The following is a 13,749-nucleotide window of genomic DNA, read 5'->3' on the forward strand; positions in this document are numbered from 1 at the left end:
TATGGGGGCTCTGACGAAAGCTGAAATGGCGGAACGTCTATATGAAGAGCTAGGCTTGAATAAGCGCGAGGCCAAGGAGTTGGTCGAGCTGTTTTTCGAGGAGATTCGTCAGGCGCTTGAGCATAACGAGCAAGTGAAGTTGTCCGGTTTCGGCAACTTCGATTTGCGCGACAAGCGACAGCGCCCAGGGCGTAATCCGAAAACCGGTGAGGAAATCCCGATCACGGCGCGTCGCGTCGTGACATTCCGGCCAGGGCAAAAATTAAAAGCCAGAGTCGAAGCCTATGCTGGAACCAAGTCATAACGACGAACTGCCATCGATTCCTGGCAAACGCTACTTCACTATTGGTGAGGTCAGCGAGCTCTGTGCCGTCAAACCGCACGTGCTGCGCTATTGGGAGCAGGAATTTCCTCAACTGAACCCTGTGAAGCGTCGCGGCAACCGGCGCTACTACCAGCGGCAAGATGTTCTGATGATCCGGCAGATTCGTTCTCTGCTATACGAGCAAGGCTTTACTATTGGCGGAGCTCGGCAAAGAATGTCGGGTGACGAGGCTCGTGATGACACCACGCAGTACAAGCAATTGATCAGGCAGATGATTACCGAGCTTGAGGATGTGCTTCAGGTGCTTAAGAATTAAGGGCTTTTAAAGAGCAACCGGGCTGCCACGGAATCCGGACATCGCTTCTGTATGAGAAGGGTCAACTTATCGCGGGCCATCCAGCGATAAAGATGACCAGGAACTACCAGCGCGAGCGCTCGGAAATAGTTTGGTCTGGCGCGGTGTCGGGCTTCATATTGCAGAAATCATCGGACAATTTGCGCGCGTTGTACAAGACCAGAAACGAAAACGGGGTCAGAGCTATAAGCTTCTGACCCCGTTAGATTTTGGTCGGGACGGAGTGATTCGAACACTCGACCCCTTGCACCCCATGCAAGTGCGCTACCAGGCTGCGCTACGCCCCGACGATGCGTTCAGCTCTGCTGAAAGCGGATCGAACTATACATTAAGCAACTGAATATGTGAAAGTTTTTATCTGCCATCCCCGAGCATTCCAGGCCAGCGCTCTTTCTGCTCGGTCTGTTTCTGCTTCTCTCGTTCCGAACGCCTATGAATCAGAAGCGGGAAGAGCATGTTTAATCGAAACTGGAAATGTGCCGCAGGTGTCTGCTCGAATCGAAGCTAAAAACTACCTGCCTGGACGATATCCATGCTTGAGTCCTGCCCGCTGAACGAGGCATAGAGTTCGTTTCCTCTATTCCGTGACGTTGTATCACTGAAAGTCTCGACTGCGTATATCCAGCCCTATTAGCAGTGGCGTGAGGTCGCTCAGGCGACCGGCGATGACGTGGCGTACGCCGCTGGCTGACTCCAGGTGGCCATCGATTCGCAACATCTGCGACTGGATCAATACCCGTCGCTGACGCTCGGCGAGGTCGCGCCAGACCACCACATTGATCATCCCGAATTCGTCTTCGAGGGTGACGAAAATCACTCCGCTGGCGGTTTGTGGGCGTTGGCGGCCAATGACCAAACCGACAACGCTGACCGGGCGGCCGTGCTCGACACCGGCCAGTTCACGCGAGCTGCGACAGCGCCGTGTTCTCAGCTGATCGCGTAGCAGCGCCAGCGGATGCGGGCCCAGCGTTGTGCCGAGTGTGGCGTAGTCGGTCAGTAGATCTTCACCGGCCGTGGGGAATGGCAGGACTACAGGTGCTTCCTGTTGCTCGAACTGGCCAACGAATAGCGGCATTTGTGGTTCGATTCCAGCTACCGCCCAGCGCGCTCGATGGCGGTGACCGGCAAGACCACGCAAGGCGCCGGCGTCGGCCAGTTTTTCACGAGCACGAGCGTCCAATCCAGCGCGCATGCATAGATCACTGACGTCAGTGAATGAGCAAACCTGACGAGCCGTCTCGATGCGTCGCGCATCCACTTCGCGAAAGCCGCGCACCATACGCATACCCAGGCGGATCGCCGGCTGTTCCTTGCCGTTTGGCTCCAGGCTGCAGTCCCAAGCGCTGTGGCGGACATCCACCGGACGAATCTCCAAGCCGTGGCGGCGGGCGTCCTGAAGAATCTGATCGGGGTTGTAAAAGCCCATCGGCCAGCTGTTGATCAGGGCGCAGGCAAAGGCGGCCGGCTCGTGGCATTTCAGCCAGCAACTGGCGTAGGTGAGCAGGGCGAAGCTGGCGGCATGGGATTCGGGAAAACCGTAGCTGCCGAACCCTTTGATCTGCTCGAAGATGCGTGCGATGAAGTCCGCCTCGTATCCCTTGGCGAGCATGCGTTCGGTAAGTCGGTGGCGGTGGGGTTCCAGGCCACCATGACGCTTCCAGGCGGCCATGGATCGACGCAGTTCGTCGGCTTCGCCGGGCGTGTACTCGGCGGCAACGATTGCCAGCTCCATCACCTGTTCCTGAAAAAGCGGCACACCAAGAGTGCGCTCGAAGACGGGGATCAATTCATCTGACGGATAGTCGACTGGCTCTTCACGATTACGTCGGCGCAGATAGGGGTGAACCATGTCGCCTTGGATCGGGCCCGGGCGCACGATGGCAACTTGGATCACCAGATCGTAGAACTCCTTGGGGCGCAGGCGCGGCAACATGGCCATCTGTGCTCGCGATTCGATCTGGAACACGCCGACAGTGTCGGCGCGGCTGATCATTTCATAGGTGGGCCGGTCATCCTGCGGCAGGGTCGCGATGGTCCATTGCGTGCCGCGATAGTGTTCGATCAGGTTGAAACAGCGGCGTAGCGCACTGAGCATGCCGAGGGCGAGCACATCGACCTTGAGCAAACCGACAACGTCGAGATCGTCCTTGTCCCACTGGATCACGGTGCGCTCGGCCATGCTGGCGTTTTCCACAGGCACCAGGGTTTCCAGCGAATGCTCGGAGATGACGAAGCCGCCTGGATGCTGGGACAGGTGACGGGGAAAGCCGATCAATTCGCCAGTCAACACCAATACCCGGCGTAACACCGGACTGTCAGGATCGAAACCGGCTTCGCGCAATCGCTCGTCGTCGGGAATCCTGTCGCTCCAGCGTCCACAACAATCGGCCAGTGCATTGACTTGGTCCGGAGGTAGGCTGAGCACCTTGGCTACGTCACGTAAGGCACCGGTGGCGTGATAAGTACTAGCCACGGCAGTCAGCGCGGCTCGATCACGGCCATAGCGGCGAAACACGTACTGAATGACCTCCTCGCGACGCTCGTGCTCGAAGTCGACATCGATGTCCGGCGGCTCGTTGCGTTCGCGGGAGAGGAAGCGTTCGAACAGCAGCCGGCTTCCTTTGCGCATAGGGTCGAGTTCAGTGATGCCCAGCGCGAAGCACACCGTGGAATTGGCAGCCGAGCCGCGTCCCTGGCAGAGAATGTGCTCGTCGCGGGCCCAGCGGACGATGTCGTGGACGGTCAGGAAGTAGCTCTCGTATTCCAGCTCGACGATCAACTTCAGTTCGTGCTCGATCCGCTTCTGAGCTTCGGTCGGCACGCCGTTCGGCCAGCGCCAGCATGCGCCCTGTTCGACCAGCGTGCGCAGCCAGGAAGTAGCGTCGTGCCCGGCGGGCACCAATTCGTGGGGGTACTGATAGCGCAACTGGCCGAGGTTGAAGGTACAGCGCGCGGCGATGCGCAATGTCTCGTCGAGCAGGGCCTGTGGATACAGTTCGGCCAGTTCCTCGCGTCGGCGTAGATGACGTTCCCCGCTAGAAAATAGATAACGTCCGGCCTCCGCTACCGGCAGGTGATGGCGAATCGCAGTCATACAGTCCTGCAGCGCGCGGCGACCGCGGGCGTGCATATGCACGTCGCCGCAGGCCACTGCGGGTATGTTCAGACGCGCGGCCAGTGCCTGCCATTGACGCAGGCGCAGCGCATCGTCTGGCCCACGATGCAGCTCGATACCCAGCCAGAGGCGCTTTGGAAATCGTTCGTGTAGCCAGCGACCCTCGTCGTCAGCATCGGGCTGGTGGGCAATCCAGATAGCCAGTAGTCCATCCAGCGGTTCGCTCAAATCTTCAGAGAGAAGCTGATAACGACCTTTCTCGGCGCGGCGGCGGGCTCGGGTGATCAGCCGGCACAAGTTCTCATAGCCGGTCAGGTCTTCCACCAGCAGAACCAGCTTTGGTCCACCTTCGATCTGTATTTCGCTGCCGATAATCAACGGCAGGCCAACATCTTTCGAGGCCTGCCACGCCCGTACGATGCCAGATAAGGTGCATTCATCCGTGATGGCAAGGGCTCGGTAGCCAAGCCGGACGGCGCGCTCGAATAATTCTCGGGCACTGGAGGCGCCACGTTGGAAGCTGAAGTTGGACAGGCAATGCAGTTCGACATAGGCGGTTGTCATGCGAACCAGCCGTGCAGCAGCAGCGGCCCTCCAGTGACGGGCCGGAAGGCCCAGCCACGCTGTCCTGCGCGAGTTTCCACCAGGTAATAGTCACGTCGAACATCACCGCCGTCCCACCAGCCAGATTCGATGCGCTCGGGGCCGGCGAGAATGCGCAGCGATGCTTCGTGCAGCGGCTTGGGCTCTGCCAGCAACCAGCCGGGGCGCAGACCAGTGGTTGGTGGAGGCTCGCTCTGAGAGGCATGCTGCGGTTGCCACGCACATTCGGGGCGATGATCGGCCCGGGCGCCGAGCCCCTGCACGGCATCATCGCCCAGCCGGGCGCGCAGGCGTTCCCGTAGCTGCTCCCAGGGCAGCGACTGCTGTGGACGCTCGTCGAACAGCTCACGGTGCTCTGGGACGAAGGTCGGCAGCTCGCGCGCGACCAGGCGCACCGCCAGTACCGGCGCCGGCAGTTGCAGGTGTTCCAGGCGGCCACGAGTCAGTTCGAACAGCTTGGCTGGATCACGCTCGGCGCTGAGCAGGCCGACCGGCATCTGGCTATCGGCCAGGTTGCGGTGCTCCAGATGCAAGGTGAAACGCTGTACACCGCTGTCGCGACCGGCCAGGTAGGCGGCGAGATCGGCGGTCAGACGGCGCAGCGGAAACAGCAGTGCCTGGTGCGACTCGACTTCGAAGTTCAGCTCGATCCGGGCATCGAAGCGGTCTGGTGGCCGGTAGAAATCCAGCGCCAATGGACGATGTTCTAGCAGAGTATCGAGATGCCTCAGCGCTTCTGCGGGAAAACGCCGCGCCAGGCCATTGCGGGGCAGGGCGAGCACCTGCTTTAAGGTCCGAAGACCCATGCGGACAAAAGCGGTCGTCACTTCACGCGACAGGCCGATACGCTCTATCGGCAGTGAGCTCAGTACGCGATGCAGCGTCTCGGTATCCATCACGGCTAGGCCGTCATGCACGTTGGCCAGGACGCGTGCGGCGGCTGGGTTGGGCGCGAGGGTAATACGATGTTGAAAGCCCAGCGCGTCTAATTCCTCGCGCAGACGTGCCTCCAAACGAGGCCAAGGGCCGAACAGGCCGAGACTGGAGTGCACTTCCAGCAGCAGGCAGCGCGGGTAGTGCAGGCTGACTTGGGAACTGAAGCCATACCCCCAGGCGGCCAGAAATTTCTGCCAGTGCTCGATTGTCGCGAGGTCATAATCGGCAGTAGCGAAGTCGCGGGTCAGCGCCTGGGCGGCGATTAGCGATTGCCTCGGCTTAAGACCAAGAGCTCGCGCGGCTGGATTGACCGCCTGCAGTACGCGGCGCTGCGGCGTGCCGCTCAAAAGTGCTAGCGGCGCCTCGGCATCGGCGCGGCTGCGCAACACACCATCCATGGCCAGTTGCGGCAGCAGAATGCAGGCCCAAAGCATGTCCATCTCAGTGCCACGCTGCGGCGGGGATCGGTCGCGCGGGAGCCAGGCCGCCACGACACTTGAGTACGCGCAGTTGCGCTGGCTGGACTTCGACAGCCAAGCGCAGTGCCGCCGGTGAGGGATTGACCGCCTCGCGCAATGGTCGGTAGGCGAAGGCCAGGGTCTGGCCTGTCTCGGCAGCAACCTGTAGGCGGCGCAGGGCGCGATCATCGGCCTGTTGCGGCCAGCACAACACGGCGCCACAACTGCCCGAGCGCAGACATTGCTCGGTAGTCCACAAGGCGTCACGTCCTTGCGCCTTGATGATTATCAACTGACGCAGGTCCACACCGGCGGCCAGCCAGGCGTGGGGGTAGGGAACATGAGGAGGAGCCACCAGCACCACACGCTCACCGCCGACGGTCAACCGTGCCAGAGTCGGCCAGAGCAGGCGCAGCTCGCCGATACCGGTAGTAGCGAAAAGAATTTCACTTAGGGCCGATTCCGGCCAGCCGCCGCCGGGCAACGCTGCGTCCAACGCGGCATGCCCGGTTGGCTGAGTGTTGGGCGATACGACTCTGGTCTGGCCACGCCACAGGCGACGTGCATCAAGTAGATGGGTGAGAGCGACCGCGGATGTCATGGCAATGGAGTAGTCCAAATACTGTATGTGGATACAGTATTTGGCTTGCCCGAAGAACGGTCAAGCTGACGCGATGAAACGCGTATCTGCATGAAGGTTTTCGGCGTATTGCTGACTGGTCTCTGCGAGCTGATTGCAACTGCCATTCAGTGCTGTGGCTTGGCGAGGTCGCCAGTTGCTTTGAGGGATCTGCTACTGAGGCTGCCGCATGGAGTGGCTGCGGCTGTTCCTTCTTCGAACAGACATCCGCTAGCCACCGTATTAAATGAATATTTATGAATTTAAAGTACATCAGTATTCATTATATTTATTCTATTTTTCGGGGCACACTCCTGTGACTTCGCTCGATCTCTTTTCTTGCTTCGGATTCCGTCGGGTCGGATAGAAGCTCGGCGTTGAGCTGCCACTTAATTTGCTTTGGAAACGTTATGGCCGATGCTTCTTTAGATGACACCGCTCCGACATACAACTACGCAGTTATCCGTCGTTTTACCCTGATGACGCTGTTCTGGGGTGTCGTTGGGATGGGGATGGGGACCATTATCGCGGCCCAGCTGGTCTGGCCGGAACTCAACCTCGGGTTACCCTGGACGAGCTTTGGACGCCTCCGCCCGGTTCACACCAATCTGGTGATATTCGCGTTTGGCGGAGGTGCGCTATTCGCGACCTCGTTCTACGTCGTGCAACGCACCTGCAGGGTACGGCTGATCTCGGATTGGCTGGCCAACTTCGTTTTCTGGGGCTGGCAGGCTGCGATCGTGGCGATACTGATCAGTTACCCCCTCGGCATTACCTCATCCAAGGAATACGCCGAGATGGAATGGCCCATCGCGTTATGGGTCACGCTGGTTTGGGTGGTCTACATGTATCTGTTTTTCGGAACGATCGCGCGGCGCCGGACCCAGCACATCTATGTCGCTAATTGGTTTTATGGCGCTTTTATCGTTGTCACGGCGATGGTGCACGTAATCAATCACGCCGCCATTCCGGTGAGTCTCTTCAAGTCCTACTCGTTCTATTCCGGCGCAACGGACGCGATGATCCAGTGGTGGTACGGGCATAGCGTGGTGGGCTTCATTCTTTCCGTGGGTTTCCTCGGGATGATGTATTACTTCGTGCCCAAGCAGGCCGAGCGCCCGGTGTACTCCTATCGGCTATCGATCGTGCATTTCTGGGCAATCATCAGCCTGTACATCTGGGCCGGCCCGCACCACCTGCATTACACCGCACTGCCGGAATGGGCGCAGAACCTGGGCATGGTGATGTCGATCATTCTGCTGGCACCGAGTTGGGGCGGGATGATCAACGGCATGATGACGCTGTCGGGCGCCTGGCATAAATTGCGCACCGATCCGATCCTGCGCTTTTTGGTGGTGTCCCTGGCTTTCTACGGCATGTCCACTTTTGAAGGCCCGATGATGGCGATCAAGACCGTCAACGCCCTGTCCCATTACACCGATTGGACCATCGGCCATGTACACGCCGGTGCCTTGGGGTGGGTCGCCATGATTTCCATCGGAACGCTCTATCACATGGTTCCGGCGCTGTGGAACCGCGAGCGCATGTACAGCGTGCGCCTGATCAACGCGCATTTCTGGCTGGCGACCATAGGTACCGTGTTGTATATCGCCTCGATGTGGGTCAACGGTATTACCCAGGGCCTGATGTGGCGCGCGATCAACGATGACGGCACCTTGACCTATTCATTCGTCGAAGCGCTGGAAGCCAGCCATCCAGGCTATATCGTGCGTCTAATCGGCGGTGGAACATTCTTTCTCGGCATGCTTTTGATGGCCTATAACACTTGGCGGACCGTGCGTTTGGCTGCGAACGAAGAGCCAGGCATTGCCGGTGCGGCGGGGCAGGTAGCCTGAGTAACATTGCGTTGTCCGAGGCGTTTAAAAAAATATTCATGGAATAAGTAAATAGCTTCTTATTTTTTATCAGTTCGTGGTTGTGTCTAGACTGCCTCCATTACTTTCTGGAGGCATTGCGATGGGCTGCGAATCGATCCGCTGTCTGATATGCCGGTTTGCAGAACCGTATTGCACAACAGGCCCGTAAAACGGCCTGAGCGCAGGTATTGATTCATCCGCGCCGGTTGCCGTGCGGCCGGCTTAACGCAACTGTCATAGAGGAAAAGACATGAGCATTCGTCTCGGCGACATCGCACCCGACTTCGAACAGGATTCCAACGAAGGCCGCATCCATTTCCATGAATGGCTCGGCGATAGCTGGGGCGTGCTGTTTTCCCACCCGGCCGATTTCACGCCGGTGTGCACCACTGAGCTTGGCTTCACCGCCAAGCTGAAAGATGAGTTCGCCAAGCGCAACGTCAAAGCCATCGCGCTCTCGGTGGACCCGGTGGATTCGCATATCAAGTGGATCGATGACATCAACGAGACCCAGAATACGCGGGTCAACTTTCCGATCCTGGCCGACGCCGATCGCAAGGTGTCCGAGCTGTACGACCTGATTCACCCCAACGCCAACGACACCCTGACCGTGCGTTCGCTGTTCGTTATCGACCCGAATAAAAAAGTGCGTCTGACTATTACCTATCCGGCGAGCACTGGACGCAATTTTCACGAGATCCTGCGTGTGATCGATTCGCTGCAACTGACCGATAACCATAAGGTCGCCACGCCCGCCAACTGGCAGGACGGCGACGAAGTAGTGATCGTGCCTTCGCTCAAGGATGAGGAAGAGCTCAAGCAGCGCTTCCCGAAGGGCTACCGCGCGGTGAAGCCTTATCTGCGTATGACGCCACAGCCGAACCGTTGATCGAACGCTGGCAAGCCAGTAGGAATGTCCGAATTCGCGATATAGGCGCAGGGCAGGATACCGGGACGGTCAATGTTTCGATCAAATAGGGGGCGGCGACCACGGTATTCGCACCTGTCGATTGCATCGGGCTGGCTTTGCTTGTGCTAGGAAAATCAGTCGATTAGGATTCGCGCCCGGGTATGGGGCGCGAGTGCTCGCATCACTTCGTCATGACATATCGAATATTGAAGCCCGGCTCGGAAACGGCCGGGCTTTTTCATGTCCCCGGCTCTCAAGATGGTGAGCGGGCCGGTTCTGTTCCTGTGGGTCTGGAATGCAAGTCAAGTTAAAGAGAGGATTGCCATGCGTGAGCGCTTGTTGGCCGCGGAAAAGGTAAAGGCTATCGAGTGGCAGGGCGGGCAGCTGCGTTTGCTCGACCAGCGCAAACTGCCGCTAGAAGAGCTATGGCACACCTACGATTCTGCTGCGGCTGTTGCAACGGCCATTCGCGACATGGTCGTACGCGGTGCTCCTGCGATCGGGATTAGCGCGGCGTATGGGCTGGCTCTCGGGCTCAAGACTCGGCTTGCCGAAGGCGGCGATTGGCGTGCGGCGCTGGAAGACGACTTCAAAGTGCTTGCCGACTCGCGTCCGACCGCCGTCAATCTGTTCTGGGCGCTGAATCAGATGCGTGAGCGGCTGGATCGGCTGAAACCAGGCGAAGATCCGTTGATGGCTGCCGAGGCTCAGGCGGCTTCCATTCACGCGAGCGATCGCGAAGCCAATCTCACCATGGCGCAGTTCGGCGTCGACCTGATCCGCAAGCACCAAGGCAATCAGCAAAACCTGCTCACTCATTGCAACACTGGCGCACTCGCTACGGGTGGCTTTGGAACCGCGCTTGGCGTGATCCGTGCAGCGCATCTGGAAGGGCTTGTCGAGTGCGTTTACGCCGATGAAACCCGCCCCTGGCTGCAGGGCTCCCGCCTGACGGCATGGGAGCTGGCGGGTGAAGGTGTGCCTGTGACGCTGAATGCCGATTCGTCCGCGGCGCATCTGATGAAAACGCGCGGCATTACTTGGGTGATTGTGGGTGCTGACCGGATCACCGCCAATGGCGATGTCGCCAACAAGATCGGGACCTATCAGCTCGCCGTGCTTGCCATGCACCATGGCGTGCGGTTCATGGTTGTAGCGCCCAGCTCGACCATCGACATGGAATTGGAAACCGGAGACGACATACCCATCGAGGAGCGCTCAGGCATCGAATTGCTGGAGGTCAATGGTCAGCGATTCGCAGCGGATGTCGATGCGTTCAACCCGGTATTCGATGTAACACCTGCCGATCTGATCGATGCCATCGTGACCGAGAAAGGCATCGTGGAGCGTCCGAACGCCGCCAAGCTCGCTGCTCTGATGAGCCGTAAGCGGCTGCATTAGAGGCGAAAGGACGAGTAAAGGGGGCTGGAAGCTGGAAACTGGACGGAAGCGCTAAGGCCTTGTGTCCTTCCGGTAAATGAACGAGCGGCACGGATTCGAGCGCTTTCTTCGTTACGCCTACAGCCTCCAGCGGCACGCCGCCTTGTGATACCATTCCGCGCTTAATCGCAGGACCCTGCTGACTATAAGGAACCAGGCTTCCATGGGCGAACTGGCCAAAGAAATCCTCCCGGTCAATATCGAAGACGAACTCAAGCAGTCCTACCTCGACTACGCCATGAGCGTAATCGTCGGACGAGCGCTGCCGGATGCGCGCGACGGATTGAAACCTGTGCATCGCCGTGTGCTTTTTGCCATGAGCGAGCTAGGTAACGACTGGAACAAGCCATACAAGAAATCCGCCCGCGTGGTTGGTGATGTGATCGGTAAATACCATCCCCACGGTGATTCCGCGGTCTATGACACCATCGTGCGGATGGCGCAGCCATTCTCGCTGCGCTACATGCTGGTCGACGGTCAGGGCAACTTCGGTTCCGTCGATGGTGACAGCGCGGCGGCCATGCGATACACCGAAGTGCGGATGGCCAAGCTGGCGCATGAACTGCTGGCCGACCTGCACAAGGAAACCGTGGACTGGGTGCCCAACTACGACGGCACCGAGCAGATCCCGGCTGTCATGCCGACCAAGATCCCGAACCTGCTAGTCAACGGCTCCAGCGGTATCGCCGTGGGCATGGCGACCAACATCCCGCCGCACAACCTCGGTGAAGTTATCGATGGCTGCTTGGCGCTGATCGCCAATCCCGATATCAGTATCGACGAACTGATGCAGTTCATTCCGGGCCCCGACTTTCCTACCGCCGGCATCATCAACGGCCGTGCCGGTATCGTCGAGGCGTACCGTACCGGTCGCGGGCGCATCTACATGCGTGCCCGCTCGACCATCGAAGACATCGACAAGGTCGGCGGCCGCCAGCAGATCGTCATTACCGAGCTGCCCTATCAGCTGAACAAGGCACGTCTGATCGAAAAGATCGCCGAGCTGGTGAAAGAGAAGAAGCTCGAAGGCATCACTGAGCTGCGCGACGAGTCCGACAAGGACGGCATGCGCGTGGTAATCGAGCTGCGCCGCGGCGAGGTGCCGGAGGTCATTCTCAACAACCTCTACGCCCAGACCCAGTTGCAGAGCGTGTTCGGCATCAACGTGGTGGCACTGGTCGATGGCCAGCCCCGCACAATGAACCTCAAGGAGCTGCTCGAAGCCTTCGTTCGACATCGCCGTGAAGTCGTCACCCGCCGTACGGTCTTCGAGCTGCGCAAGGCGCGTGAGCGCGGGCACATCCTAGAAGGGCAGGCGGTTGCACTTTCCAACATCGATCCGGTCATCGCTCTGATCAAGGCTTCGCCGACCCCGGCAGAAGCCAAGGAAGCCCTGATCGCGACCGCCTGGGAATCCACGGCGGTCGAAGCCATGGTCGAGCGCGCGGGAGCCGATGCCTGCCGTCCGGAGGATCTCGACCCGCAATACGGTCTGCGTGACGGACGCTACTACCTGTCGCCGGAGCAGGCTCAGGCCATTCTCGATCTGCGTCTACACCGCCTAACCGGCCTCGAGCATGAAAAGCTGCTCAGCGAATACAAGGAAATCCTCGACCAGATCGGCGAGTTGATTCGCATCCTGACCAGCCCGGTTCGCCTGATGGAAGTCATCTGTGAAGAGCTAGAGGGCGTCAAGGCCGAGTTCGGTGATGCACGTCGTACCGAAATCCTCGATGCACGCCTGGACCTGACCCTGGCCGACCTGATCACCGAAGAAGAGCGCGTCGTCACCATTTCCCACGGCGGCTACGCCAAGTCACAGCCGTTGGCGGCCTATCAGGCCCAGCGTCGCGGTGGACGTGGCAAGGCGGCCACAGGGGTGAAGGAAGAGGATTACGTCGAGCATCTGCTGGTTGCCAACAGCCATACCACGCTTTTGCTGTTCTCCAGCAAGGGCAAGGTGTACTGGCTCAAGACCTACGAGATTCCCGAAGCTTCGCGTACCTCGCGCGGCCGTCCGCTGGTCAACCTGCTGCCGCTGTCCGAAGGCGAGCACATCACTGCCATGCTGCAGGTCGATATCGAGGCTGCGCGTAAGCAGCAGTTGAACGACGATGACGATGTCGAAGATGCGGAGATCATCAGCGAAACCGATGAAGCGGAAGAGTTGCTCGACGGCGAGGATTCCGATGAGTCGGCAGACGAGCCGACCGGCACCTACATCTTCATGGCGACCGCCAAGGGCACCGTGAAGAAGACCCCGCTTTCGCAATTCAGCCGCCCACGTAGCGTCGGCCTTATCGCGCTCGGCTTGGAAGAGGGCGATACGCTGATCGCCGCTGCGGTTACCGACGGTGCGCGCGAGGTCATGCTGTTCTCCGACGGCGGAAAGGTAATCCGCTTCAAAGAAAAGCACGTGCGCACAATGGGCCGTACCGCTCGTGGCGTTCGTGGCATGCGCCTGCCGGAAGGTCAGCGTTTGATTTCCATGCTGATTCCCGAGCCAGATGCCCAGATCCTCACTGCAAGCCTCAATGGCTACGGCAAGCGCACGGTGATCGGCGAGTTCCCTCGCCGCGGGCGTGGTGGTCAGGGCGTGATTGCGATGGTGAGCAACGAGCGTAACGGCCGACTGGTCGGAGCCGTTCAGGTGCAATCGGGCGAGGAAATCATGCTGATTTCCGATCAAGGCACGTTGGTGCGTACGCGCGTCGACGAAGTGTCGTCTTTGGGCCGTAATACACAGGGCGTCACCTTGATCAAACTGGGCAAGAACGAACACCTTGTCGGTCTCGAGCGGGTTCAGGAGCCCTCTGAGGAGGATGTTCTCGAAGATATCGAGGCGGTTATCGACGAGGAGGCATTGGACAAGGAAATGCCCGTTGTCAGCACCGAGCCCAGCGAAGACGAGTTGCTTGGGGGTGGTGGAGACGTTCCGCCAGACGTAGTACCTACCGACGACGATTGATCGAGCGGCGGCGCTGCCTTCACGGGCTTCGCCGCCGTTTTGTTGTGGATCCCTGCTGCGATGAAGGAGTTGCGAGCGCTGCACTTGGCCTCATGGCCGTAGGCGGAGCGAGCATAGTATCGACCGTTTTTGAGAGAACGAAG

General features: G+C 59.4%; 9 protein-coding genes and 1 tRNA gene. 6 read left to right on the forward strand and 4 right to left on the reverse strand.

Annotated elements, in window-relative coordinates; genetic code table 11:
- The first annotated feature begins 1 nt into the window (after position 1).
- The gene (ihfA, locus tag D7241_RS04950) at positions 2 to 304 is read left to right on the forward strand and encodes an integration host factor subunit alpha (protein ID WP_003282572.1); all 303 of its coding nucleotides are present in this window, start codon (positions 2 to 4) and stop codon (positions 302 to 304) included.
- Positions 285 to 641, forward strand: coding sequence for a MerR family transcriptional regulator (locus tag D7241_RS04955; RefSeq protein ID WP_408100538.1), 357 nt, complete (start codon positions 285 to 287; stop codon positions 639 to 641). Before ihfA ends, D7241_RS04955 begins: the two co-directional genes overlap by 20 nt.
- Positions 642 to 890: 249 nt before the next feature.
- Here D7241_RS04955 and D7241_RS04960 read toward each other — a convergent pair.
- From D7241_RS04960 to imuA, 4 genes are all read right to left on the reverse strand, one after another.
- A tRNA-Pro gene (locus tag D7241_RS04960) sits at positions 891 to 967 on the reverse strand.
- A gap of 308 nt (positions 968 to 1,275) precedes the next feature.
- Positions 1,276 to 4,359 carry an error-prone DNA polymerase gene (locus D7241_RS04965; protein ID WP_408100539.1) on the reverse strand — a complete coding sequence of 1,028 codons (3,084 nt, stop codon included), beginning with the start codon at positions 4,357 to 4,359 and terminating at the stop codon, positions 1,276 to 1,278.
- A complete protein-coding gene (locus D7241_RS04970) occupies positions 4,356 to 5,768 on the reverse strand; it encodes a Y-family DNA polymerase (RefSeq protein WP_408100540.1) in 1,413 nt (470 codons plus the stop codon). The genes D7241_RS04965 and D7241_RS04970 overlap by 4 nt, the downstream gene beginning before the upstream one ends.
- Positions 5,769 to 5,775: 7 nt before the next feature.
- The gene (gene imuA / locus D7241_RS04975) at positions 5,776 to 6,393 is read right to left on the reverse strand and encodes a translesion DNA synthesis-associated protein ImuA (protein ID WP_408100541.1); all 618 of its coding nucleotides are present in this window, start codon (positions 6,391 to 6,393) and stop codon (positions 5,776 to 5,778) included.
- A 428-nt stretch (positions 6,394 to 6,821) separates the two neighbouring features.
- Between imuA and ccoN the strand changes: the two genes are divergently transcribed.
- The 4 genes from ccoN to gyrA all read left to right on the forward strand — a co-directional run bounded on the left by ccoN (position 6,822) and on the right by gyrA (position 13,606).
- Complete coding sequence (gene ccoN / locus D7241_RS04980; RefSeq protein ID WP_408100542.1) at positions 6,822 to 8,267, forward strand: cytochrome-c oxidase, cbb3-type subunit I; 1,446 nt, start codon at positions 6,822 to 6,824, stop codon at positions 8,265 to 8,267.
- Positions 8,268 to 8,538: 271 nt separating this feature from the next.
- Positions 8,539 to 9,177 (forward strand): peroxiredoxin, encoded by a 639-nt coding sequence (locus tag D7241_RS04985; RefSeq protein WP_255981742.1) that lies wholly within the window; start codon positions 8,539 to 8,541, stop codon positions 9,175 to 9,177.
- Positions 9,178 to 9,522: 345 nt separating this feature from the next.
- Positions 9,523 to 10,599: an S-methyl-5-thioribose-1-phosphate isomerase gene (gene mtnA / locus D7241_RS04990; RefSeq protein ID WP_408100543.1), complete on the forward strand. Its 1,077-nt coding sequence runs from the start codon at positions 9,523 to 9,525 to the stop codon at positions 10,597 to 10,599.
- A 202-nt stretch (positions 10,600 to 10,801) separates the two neighbouring features.
- Positions 10,802 to 13,606: a DNA gyrase subunit A gene (gyrA, locus tag D7241_RS04995; protein ID WP_408100544.1), complete on the forward strand. Its 2,805-nt coding sequence runs from the start codon at positions 10,802 to 10,804 to the stop codon at positions 13,604 to 13,606.
- Positions 13,607 to 13,749 lie beyond the last annotated feature (143 nt).

The organism is Stutzerimonas sp. VN223-3 (assembly GCF_045999685.1).
GTDB lineage: Bacteria > Pseudomonadota > Gammaproteobacteria > Pseudomonadales > Pseudomonadaceae > Stutzerimonas > Stutzerimonas stutzeri_AR.